Annotated in this window: 17 protein-coding genes; 6 read left to right on the forward strand and 11 right to left on the reverse strand. The window is 67.7% G+C overall.

Annotated elements, in window-relative coordinates; translation table 11 throughout:
• The 5 genes from AC1DKN_RS16155 to AC1DKN_RS16175 all read right to left on the reverse strand — a co-directional run.
• The coding region (locus AC1DKN_RS16155) for a DUF222 domain-containing protein (protein WP_476871863.1) at positions 1–1,595 on the reverse strand (1,595 nt) is incomplete at its 3' end.
• 108 nt (positions 1,596–1,703) lie between these two features.
• Positions 1,704–2,393 carry a YqjF family protein gene (locus AC1DKN_RS16160; RefSeq protein ID WP_476871931.1) on the reverse strand — a complete coding sequence of 230 codons (690 nt, stop codon included), beginning with the start codon at positions 2,391–2,393 and terminating at the stop codon, positions 1,704–1,706.
• Between the two features lie 172 nt (positions 2,394–2,565).
• Positions 2,566–3,354: an isocitrate lyase/PEP mutase family protein gene (locus AC1DKN_RS16165; protein WP_476871864.1), complete on the reverse strand. Its 789-nt coding sequence runs from the start codon at positions 3,352–3,354 to the stop codon at positions 2,566–2,568.
• 40 nt (positions 3,355–3,394) lie between these two features.
• Positions 3,395–3,784, reverse strand: coding sequence for a DUF1622 domain-containing protein (locus AC1DKN_RS16170; protein ID WP_476851652.1), 390 nt, complete (start codon positions 3,782–3,784; stop codon positions 3,395–3,397).
• Between the two features lie 37 nt (positions 3,785–3,821).
• Positions 3,822–4,793, reverse strand: a complete 972-nt coding sequence (locus AC1DKN_RS16175; RefSeq protein WP_476871865.1) for an SDR family oxidoreductase — start codon at positions 4,791–4,793, stop codon at positions 3,822–3,824.
• Positions 4,794–4,982: 189 nt separating this feature from the next.
• Between AC1DKN_RS16175 and AC1DKN_RS16180 the strand changes: the two genes are divergently transcribed.
• The 3 genes from AC1DKN_RS16180 to AC1DKN_RS16190 all read left to right on the forward strand — a co-directional run bounded on the left by AC1DKN_RS16180 (position 4,983) and on the right by AC1DKN_RS16190 (position 6,809).
• Complete coding sequence (locus AC1DKN_RS16180; protein WP_476859725.1) at positions 4,983–5,609, forward strand: TasA family protein; 627 nt, start codon at positions 4,983–4,985, stop codon at positions 5,607–5,609.
• A gap of 91 nt (positions 5,610–5,700) precedes the next feature.
• Positions 5,701–6,456, forward strand: coding sequence for a signal peptidase I (locus AC1DKN_RS16185; RefSeq protein WP_476871866.1), 756 nt, complete (start codon positions 5,701–5,703; stop codon positions 6,454–6,456).
• Entirely contained in the window at positions 6,453–6,809 is a 357-nt protein-coding gene (locus AC1DKN_RS16190) for a hypothetical protein (RefSeq protein ID WP_476871867.1), read from the forward strand. Before AC1DKN_RS16185 ends, AC1DKN_RS16190 begins: the two co-directional genes overlap by 4 nt.
• A 68-nt stretch (positions 6,810–6,877) precedes the next feature.
• On the opposite strand, the gene AC1DKN_RS16195 is transcribed toward AC1DKN_RS16190, so the two are convergent.
• Both AC1DKN_RS16195 and AC1DKN_RS16200 read right to left on the reverse strand, forming a co-directional pair.
• Entirely contained in the window at positions 6,878–8,089 is a 1,212-nt protein-coding gene (locus AC1DKN_RS16195) for a sensor histidine kinase (RefSeq protein WP_476871868.1), read from the reverse strand.
• A gap of 42 nt (positions 8,090–8,131) precedes the next feature.
• Positions 8,132–9,052: a response regulator transcription factor gene (locus AC1DKN_RS16200; RefSeq protein WP_476871869.1), complete on the reverse strand. Its 921-nt coding sequence runs from the start codon at positions 9,050–9,052 to the stop codon at positions 8,132–8,134.
• Positions 9,053–9,266: 214 nt separating this feature from the next.
• Here AC1DKN_RS16200 and AC1DKN_RS16205 point away from each other — a divergent pair, with 214 nt between their 5' ends.
• On the forward strand, positions 9,267–9,719 hold the full coding sequence (locus AC1DKN_RS16205) for a hypothetical protein (protein WP_476871870.1): 453 nt from the start codon (positions 9,267–9,269) through the stop codon (positions 9,717–9,719).
• Positions 9,720–9,730: 11 nt separating this feature from the next.
• Here the strand turns inward: AC1DKN_RS16205 and AC1DKN_RS16210 are convergent, their stop codons facing one another.
• On the reverse strand, positions 9,731–10,627 hold the full coding sequence (locus tag AC1DKN_RS16210) for an MSMEG_6728 family protein (RefSeq protein WP_476871871.1): 897 nt from the start codon (positions 10,625–10,627) through the stop codon (positions 9,731–9,733).
• A 305-nt stretch (positions 10,628–10,932) separates the two neighbouring features.
• Here AC1DKN_RS16210 and AC1DKN_RS16215 point away from each other — a divergent pair, with 305 nt between their 5' ends.
• The gene (locus AC1DKN_RS16215) at positions 10,933–11,460 is read left to right on the forward strand and encodes a hypothetical protein (RefSeq protein ID WP_084476203.1); all 528 of its coding nucleotides are present in this window, start codon (positions 10,933–10,935) and stop codon (positions 11,458–11,460) included.
• 119 nt (positions 11,461–11,579) lie between these two features.
• Here the strand turns inward: AC1DKN_RS16215 and AC1DKN_RS16220 are convergent, their stop codons facing one another.
• Both AC1DKN_RS16220 and AC1DKN_RS16225 read right to left on the reverse strand, forming a co-directional pair.
• Positions 11,580–12,230, reverse strand: a complete 651-nt coding sequence (locus AC1DKN_RS16220) for a transglycosylase family protein (protein WP_476857479.1) — start codon at positions 12,228–12,230, stop codon at positions 11,580–11,582.
• Positions 12,231–12,531: 301 nt separating this feature from the next.
• Entirely contained in the window at positions 12,532–15,147 is a 2,616-nt protein-coding gene (locus AC1DKN_RS16225; RefSeq protein ID WP_476871872.1) for an excinuclease ABC subunit UvrA, read from the reverse strand.
• Positions 15,148–15,195: 48 nt separating this feature from the next.
• Between AC1DKN_RS16225 and AC1DKN_RS16230 the strand changes: the two genes are divergently transcribed.
• On the forward strand, positions 15,196–16,257 hold the full coding sequence (locus AC1DKN_RS16230) for an adenosine deaminase (RefSeq protein WP_476871873.1): 1,062 nt from the start codon (positions 15,196–15,198) through the stop codon (positions 16,255–16,257).
• An 89-nt stretch (positions 16,258–16,346) separates the two neighbouring features.
• On the opposite strand, the gene AC1DKN_RS16235 is transcribed toward AC1DKN_RS16230, so the two are convergent.
• Positions 16,347–17,321, reverse strand: coding sequence for an aldo/keto reductase (locus tag AC1DKN_RS16235; protein WP_476871874.1), 975 nt, complete (start codon positions 17,319–17,321; stop codon positions 16,347–16,349).
• Positions 17,322–17,335 lie beyond the last annotated feature (14 nt).

Genomic DNA, 17,335 nt, shown 5'->3' on the forward strand with positions numbered 1-17,335 from the left:
TCGCAGGCGAGCTTGCGGATGGTGCCTGTGGTGACGGGGCCGGTGAACAGCAGCGTCCCGGTGCCGTGCCTGGTTCCGGTGCCGTGCTGTGCGGTGTTGGCAGGGGTGCCTGCTTCGGCGGGAGTCGTCCCGAGCCGGGTGAGCAGGTCCCGGTAGTCGATGGTGGCCATGACCTGGGGCCGGAGCCCGCCCGCGGCGGGTAGCCCTCCGGTGGCGAGGGCTGCTTTGCACGCGCCGACCAGGCCGTCGAGCAGCTTCTGCGGCCGGGAGCGGAGGTCCAGGGACGGCAGCGCGGGGTCCTCTCGCGAGGCGTCCTCTTCGGCCGTGGCGGAATCGTCAGCCGCGCAGGGCGCATCCGCCGGGCCGGTATTGGCCCGGACGGCCCCGGGAGCGCCAACGCCGGCAGCACTCGTGCCGCCGGCGGATTCAATGACGTCAGGGCTGTACCCGGCGGCTTCCCCCTCCGCCGCCGCCCCACCCTCGCCCGCCCCGCCCTCGCCCGGTCGGGCCTGCGCCGTGTTGCCGGTGGGGGTGCCCTGGCCGGTGTCGGGGCCGGTGCGGGGGTTGGTGGCGGTGTTCATCACGGTGATCAGGTGTTCGAACTGGTCCGTGGTGGCGAAGATTTCCAGGTGCTGCAGGCCGTGCCGGGGTTTGCGGAGGAAGGCGCCCTGGAGCTGGCGGAGCAGTTCCTCGGAGGGTTCGGCGCCGTCCTGGTCCAGTGCCTCGGCCCAGCTGCGGCTGACCCGGGCCAGGAAGTCGGCGTCGTTCCCGGCCGCGGTGCGGGTCAGGGCGTGCTCCATCGCCGCGACGGCCTCCGGGAGGCAGCTGTGCCGGACCCGGTCCAGGGCGAGCGTGATGACGGTCGCGGCGCGGGAGGCGACCTCGCCGGCCGCGACGGCGGCTCCGAGCTCCGGGTGCACGGGCGGGATGGGCCGGCCGGCGAGTCCCTGCCGGGGCAGCAGCGAGTCGGCCAGCGCCAGCCGGCGCCTGGCCTCCGCGGCGCTGATCCGCAGCCGCGCCCGCAAAAAATCTGTGGCGTTCCGGTAACCGTCATCCAGCACCGATTCGGGCACCGCCGGCTCGCCCTCCGGCACGTCCGTTCCGGCGGGAGCCGCCGCAACGGACCTGCCGGCGGGCGCCGAGGACAAGGAGGTGCCGGAGGGAACCGCCCCAACAGGCCTGCCGGCGGGAGCCGAGGCCAGGGAGGCGCCGGCGGGTTCCGCGGTTCCGGGTGCGCCGGTCTGCCACCCGGCGGGGCTCTCACGCCAGCCGGTGGTCCACCCGGTGACCGCCCCCGTTACAGCCCCCGTGGCCGTGGCGGCGGACTGCTTCCTGGTCCGGTCCACGGCGGCGGCCGCGACGAGCTGCAGATACTCCACCGCGCGGGAGACTTCCTCCACGCTGCCGGCGAAGTCCGACGCGGCCCTGAAGCCCCACGACCCCGCATCCTCCACCGCCGTCGAACCCACCGCCCGGAGCGCGGCCAGGGCGGCGTCCATACCGGATTGACGGACCGGGGTTGCGCCCCGGTCCGTGCCCTGCGCCTCGTCCCCGCAGGCGGTGAAATCCCTGATGAAATCCCTGACGGCTTCCATGGCTCGAGTCTATTTGAGGGCTCCGATAATTTTAGGAGGGCACCGTGCGTGATCACTCTGAGACCGCGGCGCCACCTGCCCACGGATCGACGGGCGATCAGGCAGGTTTCACATCGTGCTGTGCAGGACCCGTGGGCGGCCAAACTGCGTGTGAACTCCGGGCGAGAAAAGTACGGATTCGGGTGGCCCGGCCACTTCGATTCCCGCGGCGCGCACGAGTTGGTCCTCAAGGCCGAACAGCTGCGCGCGGTACAGCGGCCATGCACTGTGCGTGTTGGGCACATAGATGGTCCTGCCCCTGAACTGTGAATGCAGACCGAACCGCGCCGTGAGGTGGATCGACAGCGCGTCGGTGGCTGCGACGTCGGGCTCTGGGACGACCGAGAAATCGCTCCGGGTGCCGCCTCGAAAGCGTCGCACGGAATACCCAGCCGACGCCGATCCGGTAAATCCATCGGCACCCACGTAGCTCGCCCGCGACCACACATAAGGTATCCCGGCCGCCCGCGCGGCCAGCACCACCGCCAAGCGTGAAGCATCCAGGCTCCGGAAGACGACACCACGGGTGCCGTCCGGCTCGCGGGAGTAGAGGCGCACGTTGATCTCGTTGAAGCTTCCGAAATAGGGGATGCCGGGACCGCGACCAACTCCGGCACCCTGCATACGAAAGCCGATTAGCCCCACCCAGGCGGACCCGTCGAACACATCCGGCGCGACGCCCGGTGGCATGAATCGCGCCGCCACTGCCTCAGGAATGCGCCAGTGCAGGAAGACGGCATCCAACCACCGCTGGTCCATGATGATTGGCGCCGGAAGCTCGGGTGCAGCCGGCCAAGGATCAACGCCCAATCGGAACAGCTCCCTTCGGTCGGCAGGGTCGTAGGTCGGCAGGACACGAGCCGGTCGGCATCATGAGAATCGGACGGCAGCCGGGGTCACTTGGCATCGGCCAAGGTCCGCGGAAGCAGGGTCAGTTCAATGCCCGGGTGCCTTCCGGAAGGGCTCCACCGGCCAATACTGCCGCCGTCGCATCGGCCAACGCTGTCAGCGCCACGCGCTGGGTCCACGGGCCGTAGGAAATGCGCGCCACGCCAAGTTCCTGCAATTTGGCCGGTGCCAGGGATCCGGGCACATTGATGACCGAGATCTTGTTCCACCCAATGCCTTCCACCAACGCGGTGACAGTCGGCTCGTCCAGCAGGCCCGGCACGAACACCGCGGTCGCACCGACGTCGAGGAAGGCCCGGCCGCGCTCAATGGCGTCCGCAAGCACCGCAGAAGGGTCCCGGTCCTTGCCCTTCAAGAAGGCGTCGGTGCGGGCGTTGAGGACGAAGTCGATGCCCTCGGCCTCGGCGGCGCGGATTACAGCGCTCATCTGTTCAACGGCGTCGGCGAGCGGGCGCATCTGGTCCTCGATGTTGGCTCCGACAGCGCCGACGCCAATCGCCTTGCGAACAGTTTCGCCGGGATTGCCGTAGCCCGCTTCGAGATCAGCACTGACGGGCAGCGACGTGGCGGCGGCAATCACCCCGACGGCGGCGATCATTTCGTCCACCGGAATGTTCTCGCCGTCTTCGTACCCGCGCGACGCAGCGATGGAGTGACTGGCCGTGGCCAATGCCTTGGTCCCCGGAACGCCGGCAACCACCTTCGCGGTGATCGCGTCCCAGACGTTGACGAGTTGGAGAATTTCCGGTGCGTGGTGGAGACGGAGCAGCTCGGTGGCTTTGGAGGCACGGGAACGCGCGTGGTCTGTCATGCCGCGAGCCTAGCGGGGCACCGTGCCAGCCGGAAGGGTTTCAGCCTGCCGCGGAAGAGTCAGGTGATCCCTCGCGCTGAGTCTGCCAGGGCCAGCGTCCGGTGATTTCCAGCTCGAGCGAGAAGCTCAGGAAGGTCCGGATGAGCACAATTATGGCCAGCACGCCGACGCCCTCGAAGGTCGGCGCGACGGCGACCGAACGGATGATGTCGGCCGCGACGAGCAGCTCGAGCCCGAGGAGGATGGAGCGGCCCAGCAGTTGCCGGTAGGAGCGGTACACGGAGAGCGGTGCGGAGCCCGCCGGCTGGCGTTCCGGCTGGAATCCGCGCAGCGCCAAGGGGATAGAGACGAGGGCGCCGACCACCATGACGGCCACACCGGCGAAGTCCATGAAGCCCCCGACCGACTCGATAATGTGCTGAAAATCCATGGTTCCCCTCAGAGAAGTGGGCGGTGAGATTCAAACTTTAGGGGTGCCGGGCGCCGATACCGGCGAGAACGGCTCGGTAGCCTTCTCGGAAACTGGGGTATTGAAACTCGAAACCGGTGCTGCGTAGCAGCCCGTTGCTGGCCCGCTTATTTCCGCCCCGGGAGGGTTCGCCGCCCGTCGCTTTGCCGCCCGACGCCGATGTGCCGGTGGTGCCGCCCGCCGCTTTGCCGCCCGACGCCGAAGCGTCGGTGGTGCCGCCCGCCGCCGCACCCGCGGTACCAGTGGACTCTGCCGCCGGCGCAGGGAGTCCCAGTTCCGCGGCCAGGAATTCCAGCACGTCGCCGAGTTCGGCCGGTTGATTATCCACGCCCAGATAGACCGCCGCCGGAACCGTGCCCATGGTGCACAGATGGACGATCGCGGCGGCGGCGTCGTCGCGGTGGATCCGGTTGGTGAAACGCGACGCGGCAGGAATGACCGCGGTTCCGCCGCGCACCTGGTCGATCAATCGCGTCCGGCCGGGGCCGTAGATTCCGCCGAGCCGCAGCACTACGGGGGTGATGCCGGTGCCGCGCAGGCGGCTGTGGAGGAGTTCCTCCGCTTCGCGGATGATGCGGCCCGAGAACCCGCCGGGTTCCGGCGTCGTGCCTTCATCAATCCAGCCGCCGCCGGCATCTCCGTAGACGGCGGTCGAGGACACAAACAGGACCCTGCGGACGTTTGCCCCGGAGGCGAGGACCGCGTCCAGGACGTTCGACAGCCCGTCCACGTAGGCGGCACGGTACGCCTCCTCAGTCGGGGAATCCGCGGCAATCGCGACGACGACGGCGGTGGTGTCCGCCGGGATGGGCGGCAGCTCAGCGGAGCCCAGGTCGGCGGCGACTCCCTCGATGGCGGCCGGGAGTTTCTCCGGCGAGCGACGCCACCCCACCACGCGGTGGCCAGCCGCCGCGAAACGCAGCCCGGCCTCGGTGCCAAGATCGCCGCAACCGGCCAGCAGAACAGTCATGAAGCCAGTCTGCCAGCCTTCGGGAAGCGCCGCGGACAGGCTTGAGGAAAACTTGAACTGATCTTGTCGCCCGCTGAAGCCTTGCCTTGAGCTGGGCCGGGCATTGTTGTAAAGGTCAGCCAGGGGGCTGGCGGATGCTACATACGTCGCCCGGCCCGCCACGGCCGGCTCCACGAAACGGAATCTCCAATGGGTCTCAACCTCAACTCCACGTCCAGCAAGGTCCTGGCTTCCGCCGCCCTCCTCGCCGCAGCTGCCGGCGTGGCCGGGATGGGCACCTACGGTGGCTTCACGACCAGCACCTCGGCCTCCGCCGCTGTCAGTTCAGGCACGGTAAAGTTTGAGGTCGGAACCGCCGGCGCAGCCAACAACCGACTCACCATTCCGGCCTCAGGTGCGATTCCGGGTGACACCATCCAGCGTGCAGTGACATTGACCAACAGCGGTGACCAGGACCTGGCCGCAATTACTCTCACCACCACCGCCACACCGTCCTCTAAGCTGGACTCCGACACCACCAACGGCTTGCAGATCAAGGTTGATGCCTGCAAAGTGCCGTGGGCTGAAACCGGCACTTCGCCCTCGTTCACCTACACTTGCGCCCCCGCCAACACCACGGTTGTCATGTCGTCCCGGGCCGTGGTCGGGGCGAATATGCCGATGCTTGGCCTCGCCTCCCTGACTGCCAAGCAGGCCGACAACCTCCGCGTCACGCTCTCCGTTCCCAATGGTGCTGATAACACGTTCCAGGGACTGACCAGCACCATCAACTTCGTCTTCGACGCCGCACAGCGCGCCGGCGGCGCCAGCAAGTAGCGATTCTCGGGTGCTCAGTCCGGCCAGGTCTCGGCCCGACTGAGCACCCGGCTTTGCCCGCACTATCCACACCGGCAGGAGGAAAGGTCCCGTGAGTACAGCAATCACCGCAAATTCCAGGGATTCCGTCGACCACCTGGTGGCGGACGGCACCGTTCCGGATGCTGCCGTCCAAGACCCTGCGCCTCAGAGCCGCGGACGACGCCGGGCCGAACCGGCCCCCGCCCGCACCCGACGGCCGGCGTCCAAGGCTGGTGCCGTGGCCGGACGAGCTTTCTTTACGATCCTCCTCGTCGTCGCCGCATTGGTTTTCCTCTTTCTCGCCGTCGGGCCGCGCTTCCTGAGCTACCAGACGTCCACCATGCTGACCGGGAGCATGTCGCCGGGGATCAACCCGGGGGACGTCGTTGTCAGCGTGAAGACGCCGGTCTCCGAGTTAAAGGTTGGCGACGTCATCACCTACAGCATCCCCATTGACGATCACCGGATTGAGACCCACCGGGTGGCCAGCATCAAACGCGACGCCGGCGCGACGTCCGTGACCACCAAGGGAGACGCGAACTCCGGAGCCGACCCGTGGGTTGCCGTGCTGTCCGAGGACTACGTCTACACGGAGGCGGGCGTCGTGCCCTACCTTGGTGACGTCATCAGGGCCTTGCGTCAGCCCCTAGTCCAGTCCGTGCTCCTCTACGGCGCGTCTGCCCTGCTCGTTGTCGTCGTGCTGACGGCGATCTGGAAGAAGCCCGCTGCGGTGGCCACCGAAACAGTGGCCACCGAAACACTGGCCGCCGATGCCCAAGCCACAGATGATGCCACCGCCGCCGGTACTGAAGAGAGCAGGGGATGACCGGCTCCGGCGTCATCCTTGATACCCGGCGGATCGACAGGCTGGCTCTTGAACTGAATTCACGTTCCACCGCGGTCGGCTTCGTCGGCCGCTTCGTCCAACGCCTGCCAGACAGCCTGGCATGCATCCACCGCAGCCTTCTCGAGGGCAAGAGCGAGGGTGCCTTAGCGGCGGTCCTTAGTGTGGCGACGTCGGCGGCGATGGCCGGGGCGGTTCAGCTTGAAGGACACAGCAGGACTGTGGAACAGAGCATCCGGGCCGGCGACTTGGGCGCGGCCCGGGCCGCCGCCGGGGTCCTCGACGCCAACGCAGCGGACTTCGCGCAGCATGCCAGCAAACTCCTGAGTTGTTGAAGGCCCAGTTGCGGGAGGACTCGATGCCCCTCACCCGGCATTGTGACCAGACGGAGCGACCCACCCCGTCACCCGGCAGGGTCCTCCGGGGCTGAAGCTCGGAGCAGGACGGACACCGTGGTTCCGCCGTCGGGACCTGAACTGATGGTCAGCCGTCCGCCATGGGCCTTCGCGATCCGGGCGCAGGTTGCCAGCCCCAATCCGGAACCGGGCGGGTCGTCGTCGCGGTGCAAACGGGCCAGTGGCTCTGTCACATGACCCCGCTTTTCCGGGGGAATGCCCTTGCCGTTGTCTGTCACCCGCACGGCTACACCGTCGGCAACAGCCTTGGCGCTGACCAGGATTCTCGGCGGGATGCCCGGGCGGCGGTAGGCCACGGAGTTGTGTATCAGGTTTTGCAGCAGAGCTCGCAACTGCCCGGCGTCGGCTTCCAGGACCGCGTCCGAAACCTCGACGTCCGCCCCGGCTTCCGACAGGTCGGCGGCAAGGTCTTCTTCGACGTCGTGGACTACAGCCAAGAGGGACACCGGGCGCCGTTGGAGCGCTCCACCGAGTCTGGAGAAGGACAGCAGATCGTCCACCATGGCCAGCATCCGGCGTGAGGTCCTGCCGATAATGCGGAACTCGTCTGCGTCTTCAGGCCTCTGCAGTTCGCCAAGTTCCGTGAAGCCGATGACGCTGGTCAGCGGGTTGCGCAGGTCGTGGCTGATGCGGGCAGCAAATGATTCGAGCAGCTCGTTGCTCTTGCGGGCGTCCTCCAGGCTCCGGGCGAGCATCCGCGCATGGTGGTGCAGTTCGAGTACTTCCACCACTTGCGAGGCGATGATTTCCAGCGCCGTCTGCTGACCGGGAGTAAGCTCCGCGGGAGACGGCGAAAAGAGGCACAACGACCCCAGCACGACCCCCCCTGCCGTGACGAGAGGGACTGAAGCATAAAACCGGACTGCGGCTGCCTGGCCCGTGACAAAGGGGTGGTGTTGGAAGCGAGGGTCCCGCGAAGCGTCGGGCACCACGGTGGTCCGGCCGCTGAGGAAGACCCGGCTGCACATCGAATCGTCGCGGGAACACACGCCTGGGTCAATCCCCACCGCGGCGATGTGGTGCTGCTGATCTGCAGTGATGATGTTGACCGCGCCGAACGGTATACCGGTAATTGTGGTCGCCAGGACCAACAGTTTCTGGAGTTGACCCTGCGTATCCGGAGTGCGGGTGCCCGTTGTGGCAGGGAGCGGCTCGAGGCGGGGCAGGCCATACTCCGCGAGTACCGATTGCCGGGCCATCCCGGACTCTGCGGCGATACGGGCTGACGGTGACGGGACCAGTTACGCCACCCCTTCTGCGGGCGCCATCCGGTAGCCCACGCCGCGTACCGTGCGGATGAACCGCGGGTCGCGGCCCTTGTCGCCGAGCTTCTTGCGCAGGTTGCCGATATGCACTTCCACGAGGTGCTCGTCCATGGGCCATTCGGTTCCCCACACTTTGGTCAGGAGGGCCTTCCTGGTCCAGACTCGCCGCGGCGCCCCCGCCAGGGCTTCCAGCAGGTCAAATTCCGTGCGCGTCAATTCCAGTTCGACGCCGTCAACGGAGGCCGCCCGGCTTTCGGCCTCCACAACCAGCGGGCCGTGCCGGACGACGCCGTCGTCGTAACGACGGTCTTGTCCTGCTGCCACGGCTGGATAGTCGAAAGGGCTGCCGGGCGCTGCGTCGCCTGCCCGGCGGCGCGGTGGAGTGTGCGGGGCGGACACGGCATCGGTGACAGGCGCAACGTCGCTCGCCCGGCGGCGGGGTCCGTCGTGGGTCCCGGCCGTCGATGCGTCGGTTGCGCGAGGCATGAAGTCTGTAGCCCGACGCTGCGGGGTGGGGCGTTGCGGGGTTGGCCGGTGCCGGCGCAATACCGCTGTCACCCGGGCCTGGACGGTGCGGGGGCTGAAGGGCTTGCTGATAAAGTCGTCGGCGCCGGTTTCCAGGCCCATCAATTCGTCTATCTCGTCCGCCCGGGCCGTGATCATGACGACGTAGGCCTCGGAGAATTTGCGCATCCGGCGGCAAACTTCGACGCCGTCGAGATCGGGAAGATTGAGGTCAAGAGTCACCAGGTCCGGGCCGTTTTCCTGGATGCTCACCAGCGCGTCGGACCCGCAGGCGGCCTCAAAAACGGCAAACCCCTGCATCTCGAGCGTTCGGCGCAGCAGCAGTCGAACGTCGGCGTCGTCATCAACAACCACAACTCGTAGTTGAGTCACGGAACCACCCAAACCCCAGTTTCTAGGACAATGAGACCTCTGTGCGGCACTGACCTCATGCGTCACAGTGTGTGACACCAACCCCAAGGGTCACAGTGGATTCAGGCTAACAGGTTTTCTTGAGCAAACGTTGAAGTTTTTCGTGGCGTTGGGTTGAAGCTGCACTGCCAGAGTAGGAGCTATTGGATCGCCAGCTCTAAAAGGAAGCGCAACTGTGAACGCCCCTCAGTCCGCACCGGAAGCCTCCCGGGTCAAGGCCGCCTGGCTGGTGCGTCTGCGCAGACTGCTGGCCGTCCCGGTAGCCGCGGCTCTGGTGCTGGGCGCTCCCGGGCTGGCATACGCGACCTTCACGGCCCGAGCCACCGCAGCCTTGAACGTGGGGACCTACAAGATCCCGGCCCCGGCATCCGTCAACGGCACACTGCAGTGTACGAAGGCTGGAAAGGGCGCGACCATCACTTTCACGGGATTTGGTCTGGTGGACCGCGCCACGGGCTACGTGGCAACACTAACGCTGCCCCGCGAAACGCCGACTTTGACGCAGGTTACCGCCGGTCGCGAAGAGTCCCTGACCAACTGGGGCGGCAAAGGGAACTACACCTTTACTCTGTCCGCGCAGGTTGGCTCATGGACCGGAGCACCGCTGGAACGAACCATCACCTGCTGACCAGTGTGCTGCTACCTCGCCGGGATCGGGAAGAAGGCCCGCGGATCCTGCATCAGGGCAGGGTAATCGAAGGCGGAGCGGTCCACGATCTCGTCGACCTGGAAGTTGCGTGCGAATTGGCCATCAACCGTGATCGGGCGGCCCAGGACCTTGCCGACGGCGAAGGCGGCGCCGTCGTTGACCGGGATGGCAACCACGGAGTTGCCGGGCAGGGTGGTGAACGCCTCCTCCTGCTGCTGGCGCTTGCGGGTGGGCTTCTTGACGAGCTGCTTCGGGGGCAGCTTGCGCACCTTGCTGGGACGGCGCGAGCCTGAGTCGGCGTAAACGAACTGGTAGTCGTCGTCCGCGGGGACCTTGCTGCGGCCAACAGGCGGCAGGCTGACAGTCTTCAGCTGTGCGGGCTCGGTATCGCCGAGGGACAGGCGCAGGACCCACATGCGGTCCCCGGCTGGATCCTCGGGCACCAGCTCGTGCTTCGGTTCGGGCCAGATGTACTCCAGGTCCGGGTCCGTGCCGGGGAATACCTCTGTGTAGAACCGCGGATCCTTGGCGATCAACCTGGACCGGTGGCTGAGGTGGAAATCCGCATTGCCAAGCCATGGCGGCATCGGGATCTTGGCGGCGTAGTCGGGGTGGGCCGCCTGCGGGGCGAACTCCATGATTTTCTCGCGCATGGTGTCCTCGCCGCCGCGGGCCGTCCATTCATCCACCATCGCCAGGCCGTACATGGTCAGCGCGGGAACGTACCCCATCCACATCCTGATCGCCGGGTGCGACTGCCAGCCGTACTCCGGGATCACCAGCGCACGCAGGATCTGCAGCGCTTCGACGCGCTGCTTGCCGAGCCGCACACGGTCCAAAACCGCGGCGCTCTGCTGGAAATCAGGGAAGGGGAGGAAAGTCTGCATCTCTCCAGTTTGAGGCCACGGACCAAATGCGCCAATTGCTGGCGCGCGGCGGTGAGGGTGCTCACATGACGGAACAGGGCAGACAGGCGTGCTGGAGAGCGGCTAAAATAACATGAACCACTCCCGCCGCCACGGAAGACACGCCCATGCCTTATCAAGCAGAGCCTTATCAAGCAGAGCCCTATTCAGCAGAACCATTTCTAGCAGAGCCTAAGTCAGCGGTGCCCATTACTGCGTTGCCATTTCAAGCAGAGCCACCAACAGTAAGTGTTGCCCCGGCGCCGTTCGTGCCTAAGTACGGACAAATGCTCAGCCCCGACGCCCACGGGATAGTGGTGCTGGAGGAATTCACGCTGGATCCGGTTGCCGCCCGCGACGAGCAGCGCGGATTCCGCGCGGCTATGGCCGGCGTGGCCCTCACCATGCGGCGCCTGGTGGCCCTCCGCCTCTTCATCGCCGCGGTGGCGATCGCCAACCTGCCCCTGTTCCTGCTCTCGAGTGGCTGGGAGATCTACGTCATCTCACTGACCCTGGTGGTAGCCGTCCACGCCGCGGTGTCCTGGCTGAACCGCCACGAGCCCAGGATCAAGCAGCGCCGGATGCTGGAGTTGCACCTTCACCGGGAGCGGAGCGCCAACTACCGCAAAGTCCGCGACGCCGTGAAGTACGTCATTGACGCCCCGGCCCGGATGAACGAAAGCCTTTACCTTGAGCTCCTCGCCGCGAAACGGGTAGCGCTGCATCTGGCCATGGGCACGGTGGCCCTGCTGGACACGAGCGACGACGCCGCCTGGAAAGTGCGGATTATCCGCGAAATCCCACAGGCCGCCTGAGCCCGCACGGCTGAGCCAGCACGGCTCACTGAAGCACCACGACGCCGGAGCGTCCCCTTTGCGGGATCGCTCCGGCGTCGTGCTGTGTGTCGTGCTGTTCGCCAAGTGCTGTAACCGCCCTATGCGGGCAGCTGCAGCACTTGGCCCGGGAACACCAGATGGGGGTTGCTGATGGTCGCCGTGTTGGCGTCGGCCAGCGCGTGCCAGCCTCCGGCGATGTTGAGCTTCCCGGCGATCGTGCTCAGGGTTTCGCCGCTCCGGATGGTGTAGGTCTGGCCGCTTACGGCTACCGGTGCAACGTGGCGGGGTGCCGGCACGGCTGCCTTGGGGGCGTATCTGGCGGGGGCCTTGGCTGCGACGGGAGTCGCGGCGGGCCGCTGCGCTGTGGCTGCACTCTGCGGAGCCGCGGCGCCGCCGCGCAGTCCCAGCTTGGCCGCGCAGGCTGGCCACGCGCCCCAGCCCTGGCTGGCCTGCACTTTCTCGGCGACGGCGATCTGTTGCGCACGGCTGGCATTGGCCGGAGATCCCGTGCCGCCATGGGCCGCCCACGTGCTGGCGCTGAATTGCAGCCCGCCCGCGTATCCGTTTCCTGTGTTGGTGGCCCAATTCCCGCCACTTTCGCATTGGGCCAGCGAGTCCCACGTGGAGGCAGGGGCTGTGGCCGGTACGGCCGCGTTCGCGGCCGAGGCGGACAGGGCGACGCCTGCAATTGAGACGGCCGCAAAAGTGACGCCGCGGCGCGCGGCAGTGCCATAGATTGATTTCTTCATGGTTTAGATGCTCCTGAGGCCCACCAGCGCTCGGTCCGTCCCCGGACGTTTTTACGCCACTGCCCGCCCCTGACAATAGAGGTCATAGCGGTGTCTACCGGTCGGGCAGTATCTGGTGGTGGTAGCACCGGGCATGCAATACCCGGTTGCCGGGCATGGACACTAGGCTAAGTCAGCCCCGCGCCGTTATCAAGACGTTACTTTCCCTGCTCCTGCCGTTATCATCCGGCCCGCAGTGGCGCCGACGTCCGTGACCCGCGTTGACGCCGGCCCCGCCGCCGACGCCCGCGCCCCGCGTGGATCAGCTTCCGAGCATTGCGGCCAGGTACGGAGCCGTCCGGCTCGCCGTGGAGCCCGCGACGGCGGTCGGGGTCCCGATCGCCACGATCTCGCCGCCCGCGTCGCCACCGGCCGGGCCGAGGTCGATCACCCAGTCCGCTGCGGCCACCACATCCATGTCGTGTTCCACCACGATGACGGTGTTGCCGGCGTCCACGAGCCGGTGCAGTTGGGCCATGAGGAGCTGGACATCGGCCGGGTGCAGGCCGGTGGTGGGCTCGTCCAGCAGGTAGAGGGAGTGGCCGCGCTGGGCACGCTGCAGTTCGGTGGCGAGTTTGATGCGCTGGGCCTCGCCGCCGGAGAGCTCGGTTGCCGGCTGGCCGAGGCGGAGATAGCCCAGGCCCACCTCGCGCAGTGTTTGCAGGCTGCGCGCCGCTGCGGGTACCCCTTCGAGGAACTCTGCGGCGGCATTGACCGTCAGGCCCAGCACCTCCGCCACGTTTTTGCCCTTGTACGTCACTTCAAGGGTTTCCGGGTTATAGCGCGAGCCATGGCACTCGGGGCAGGGGCCGTAGCTGCCGGGCAGGAACAGCAGTTCGACGGCGACGAAGCCCTCGCCCTGGCAGGTCTCGCAGCGGCCGCCTGCAACGTTGAAGGAGAAGCGGCCGGCACCAAAGCCCCGCGCCCTGGCCTCGTCCGTGGCCGCGAACTCCTTGCGGACCGCATCGAAGAGGCCGGTGTAAGTGGCGAGGTTGGAGCGCGGAGTGCGGCCGATCGGTTTCTGGTCCACCTTGACGAGCCGGTCCAGCTGGTCCAGGCCTGAGACCGGTCCGACACTGAGCGGCCCGGTGGACTCACCGGCGTCGGCCTCCAGGTCCTCGGGGGCCTTGGCAGCGTCTGGCTCCGGGTGCAGCCTGGCGCCGACCACCTCGGCCAGGACCTGGCTGACCAGCGTGGACTTGCCGGAGCCGGAGACGCCCGTGACCGCGGTCAGCACGCCGAGCGGGAAGTCGGCGTCGAGTTCGCGCAGGTTGTGGCGGCTGATGTCGCGCAGTTCCAACCAGCCGGCCGCCTCCCGCCGGGTACCGCTGGCGGGGGACCCGCCGCCGTCGTCCGCGCTGTGGCGGACGCCGCCGTCGTCCGAACCAGCCGAACCGTCCGGGAACAGGAACGGCCGGGTCACGGACGCGTCCACCTCGGCGAGGCCGGCCACGGGGCCGCTGTAGAGCACCTCGCCGCCGCCTTCACCGGCGCGGGGACCGACATCCACCAGCCAGTCGGCGCGGCGGACGATGTCCATGTTGTGCTCCACCACGAACACAGAGTTGCCGGAGGACTTGAGCTGGTCCAGGACTGCGAGGAGGGGCTCGGCGTCGGCGGGGTGCAGCCCGGCGGAGGGCTCGTCCAGCACGTAGATCACGCCGAACAGCCCGGAGCGGAGCTGGGTGGCGATCCGGAGCCGTTGCATTTCCCCGGGGGAGAGCGTGGGCGTGGACCGGCCCAGCGCCAGGTAGCCCAGGCCGAGGTCCAGCAGCACGGTGACGCGCTGCAGGAGGTCGCGGGTGATGGCGACGGCCACCTCGTTGCCCTCGCCGGATGACTGCTTCCGGGAGGCGGTGCCGGCCTCAGTGAGTTCGGTGGTGGGGCGGATGATGTCCGCCAGTTCGGTCATGGGGACGGCGTTGAGCTCGGCGATGGTGTGCCCGGCGAAGGTGACGGCGAGCGCGGTCGGGGTCAGGCCGCTGCCGCTGCAGACCGGGCACGGGCCGGTCTCCATGAAGCGCAGCACCTTCTCGCGCATTGTGGTGCTCTTGGAATCGGCGAGCGTATGCAGCACATAGCTCCTGGCGCTCCAGAACCGGCCCTTGTACGGCTTGGCCACGCGGTCGCGCTGGGGCGTCACCTCCACCACGGGTTGTTCCTCGGTGAACAGGATCCAGTCGCGGTCCTTTTTGGGCAGCCCCCGCCAGGGGGTGTCGACGTCGTGGCCCAGGTGGGTGAGGATGTCGCGCAGGTTCTTGCCCTGCCAGGCCCCGGGCCAGGCGGCGATGGCGCCGTCGCGGATGCTCAGCGAAGTGTCCGGGACCAGGGAGGACTCGGTGACGGTGTGCGCGATCCCCAGGCCGTGGCACTCCGGGCACGCGCCGGCGGCCGTGTTCGGCGAAAAAGCGTCCGAGTCCAGCGGGCCGGCGCCGTCCGGATAGCTGCCGGCGCGGGAGAAGAGCATGCGCAAAGAGTTGGACAGCGTGGTGAGGGTGCCCACCGTGGAGCGCGAACTCGGCGTCCCGCGGCGCTGCTGGAGCGCGACGGCGGGCGGCAGCCCGGTGATCATTTCCACCTTGGGGTTGTGGCCCTGCTGGATGAGCCGGCGGGCGTAGGGGGCCACGGATTCGAAGTAGCGGCGCTGCGCCTCGGCATAGATGGTGCCGAACGCGAGGGAGGACTTGCCCGAGCCGGAGACGCCGGTGAAGGCGACAATTGCGTCGCGGGGCACGTCCACGTCCACGTTGCGCAGGTTGTTCTCACGGGCGCCGCGCACCCGGACAAAACCGTCCGTCGGATTGCCTGGAGCGAGATCAGGAATGAGGTCCCGGCCGGCCGGGCGCGGCAAATGGGAAGCATGCTGTTTACTTTGCATTGGTTCGACTCTATCCGCTCCGGGGAGCACCGGGCATATCCTTACCGGATGGAAACACACGACGGCGATGCCCAGTTGACAGCGGAACAGCCGGAAGAACCGGACGAGCCGGAGGCGGGCGAACCCCTCCCGCTCCCGGTCGCCGAGCTGCACCTGCACATCGAGGGAACGCTGGAACCGGAGCTGATCTTCGCGCTGGCGGAACGCAACGGGATCGCGCTGCCCTATGCGGACCTGGACGAGTTGCGCTCGCGCTACGAGTTCACTGACCTGCAATCCTTTTTGGACCTGTACTACGCCAACATGGCCGTGCTGCAGACGGAGCAGGACTTCGCCGACATGACCCGCGCCTACCTGACCCGGGCGGCGCTCGCCGGGGTCCGGCACGCCGAGATCATGCTGGACCCGCAGGCCCACCTGTCCCGCGGGACACCGCTGGAGACGTGCGTCAACGGCGTGGCCTCGGTGCTGGCCGGATCCCGCGAAGAGTTCGGCATCTCCACCCTCCTGATCGCGGCCTTCCTGCGCGACCTCACCGAGGACTCCGCCCTCGAGGTGCTGGAGCAGCTGCTCGCCATGGGCGCCCCGATCGCCGGCATCGGGCTCGATTCCGCCGAGGTGGGCAACCCGCCGGCCAAATTCGAGCGGCTCTTCGCCCGGGCCAAGGACGCCGGGCTGCACCGGATCGCGCACGCCGGCGAGGAGGGCCCGCCGTCGTACATCATCGACGCGCTGGACCTCCTCGACGTGGAGCGGATCGATCACGGCATCCGCTGCATGGAGGACCCGGAGCTCGTGGAACGGCTGGTGGACGAGCTCATGCCGCTGACCGTGTGCCCGCTGTCCAACGTCAGGCTCCGCGCGGTGGACGCCCTGGCCGGGCACCCGCTGCCGGCGATGCTCGCAGCGGGGCTGAACGTCTGCGTGAACTCGGACGACCCGGCGTATTTCGGCGGGTACGTGGACGACAACTTCGCGCAGCTGAAATCGGTGATCGGCCTGTCCGAGTTCGACTGCGTCCGGATGGCCGCGAACTCGATCCGGTCCTCCTTCGCGAGCGAGGAACGCAAGGCCGAGCTGCTGGCCGAGCTCGCCGCGTCCGGACACTAACCACCCAAGCAACGCGGGGTCACTACGCGCCCATCCGGAGGCCCCGGACGGGCCGTAAGTGACCCCGCGTTGGCTGTCGAACGGCCGGTTTAGACGTCGATCGAGTCCATGTGCGGGTAGCGCGCCCCGGCTGCCACCCCGGCGGGAGCCAGTTCGTCCAGGCGGGCCAGGTCCTCGGCGGAGAGTTCGACGTCGGCGGCGCCCAGGTTTTCCCGCAGCCGGTTGACCTTCTTGGTGCCGGGGATGGGAACGATGTGCTCGCCCTGGGCCAGCAGCCAGGCCAGTGCCAGTTGCCCCGGGGTGCAGCCCTTCGCGTCCGCCAACTCCTTGACCCGGTCCACGAGTTGCAGGTTGCGGTCAAAGTTCTCGCCCTGGAAACGCGGGGAGTGCCGGCGGAAATCGTCTGCGGCAAAGTCCTCGGGGCTGCGGAACTGGCCGGTCAGGAATCCACGGCCCAGCGGGCTGTAGGGCACAAAGCCAATGCCGAGCTCGGCGAGGACCGGGAAGACCTTGGTCTCCGGCTCGCGCTCCCACAGCGAGTATTCGGTCTGCAGGGCGGTGATGGGGTGCACCGCGTGGGCCCGGCGCACGGTGTCGGCGCTGGCCTCGGACAGGCCAAGGTGCCGGACCTTGCCGGTCTGGACCAGCTCCGCCATGGCCCCGACGGTTTCCTCGATCGGGACGGTCTTGTCCACCCGGTGCTGGTAGTACAGGTCGAGGTGGTCCACGCCCAGCCGCTGCAGGCTGGCATCGCAAGCGGCGCGCACGTAGTCGGGGGAGCCGTTGATGCCCACCCAGGATCCGTCGGGCCGCCGTTCGTTGCCGAATTTGGTGGCCAGGACGACGTCGTCGCGCCGCCCTGCGATGGCCCGGCCCACCAGCTCCTCATTGGTGAAGGGGCCGTACATGTCAGCGGTGTCGAGCAGGCTTCCGCCGGCGTCGAGAAACGCCTGGATGGTGGCGACGGACTCGTTGTCCTCGCCGTGGCCGTAGAACTCGCTCATGCCCATGCAGCCCAATCCCAGGGCTGAGACGGTGAGTGAACCGAGTGTGCGGGTTTCCATAGATATCTCCTCAA

The organism is Arthrobacter sp. 01N444 (genome assembly GCF_056399305.1).

What these genes read in the sequence shown, in the direction of transcription:
- AC1DKN_RS16160 (WP_476871931.1), bottom strand. Translation starts at nt 2,393, where the DNA reads ATGGACCAGCGGTGGTTGGATGCCGTCTTCCTGCACTGGCGCATTCCT.
- AC1DKN_RS16190 (WP_476871867.1), top strand. Translation starts at nt 6,453, where the DNA reads ATGACCGGCTCCGGCGTCATCCTTGATACCCGGCGGATCGACAGGCTG.
- AC1DKN_RS16235 (WP_476871874.1), bottom strand. Translation starts at nt 17,321, where the DNA reads ATGGAAACCCGCACACTCGGTTCACTCACCGTCTCAGCCCTGGGATTG.
- AC1DKN_RS16225 (WP_476871872.1), bottom strand. Translation starts at nt 15,147, where the DNA reads ATGCAAAGTAAACAGCATGCTTCCCATTTGCCGCGCCCGGCCGGCCGG.
- AC1DKN_RS16180 (WP_476859725.1), top strand. Translation starts at nt 4,983, where the DNA reads ATGGGTCTCAACCTCAACTCCACGTCCAGCAAGGTCCTGGCTTCCGCC.
- AC1DKN_RS16210 (WP_476871871.1), bottom strand. Translation starts at nt 10,627, where the DNA reads ATGCAGACTTTCCTCCCCTTCCCTGATTTCCAGCAGAGCGCCGCGGTT.
- AC1DKN_RS16165 (WP_476871864.1), bottom strand. Translation starts at nt 3,354, where the DNA reads ATGACAGACCACGCGCGTTCCCGTGCCTCCAAAGCCACCGAGCTGCTC.
- AC1DKN_RS16170 (WP_476851652.1), bottom strand. Translation starts at nt 3,784, where the DNA reads ATGGATTTTCAGCACATTATCGAGTCGGTCGGGGGCTTCATGGACTTC.
- AC1DKN_RS16175 (WP_476871865.1), bottom strand. Translation starts at nt 4,793, where the DNA reads ATGACTGTTCTGCTGGCCGGTTGCGGCGATCTTGGCACCGAGGCCGGG.
- AC1DKN_RS16215 (WP_084476203.1), top strand. Translation starts at nt 10,933, where the DNA reads ATGCTCAGCCCCGACGCCCACGGGATAGTGGTGCTGGAGGAATTCACG.
- AC1DKN_RS16220 (WP_476857479.1), bottom strand. Translation starts at nt 12,230, where the DNA reads ATGAAGAAATCAATCTATGGCACTGCCGCGCGCCGCGGCGTCACTTTT.
- AC1DKN_RS16195 (WP_476871868.1), bottom strand. Translation starts at nt 8,089, where the DNA reads ATGGCCCGGCAATCGGTACTCGCGGAGTATGGCCTGCCCCGCCTCGAG.
- AC1DKN_RS16230 (WP_476871873.1), top strand. Translation starts at nt 15,196, where the DNA reads ATGGAAACACACGACGGCGATGCCCAGTTGACAGCGGAACAGCCGGAA.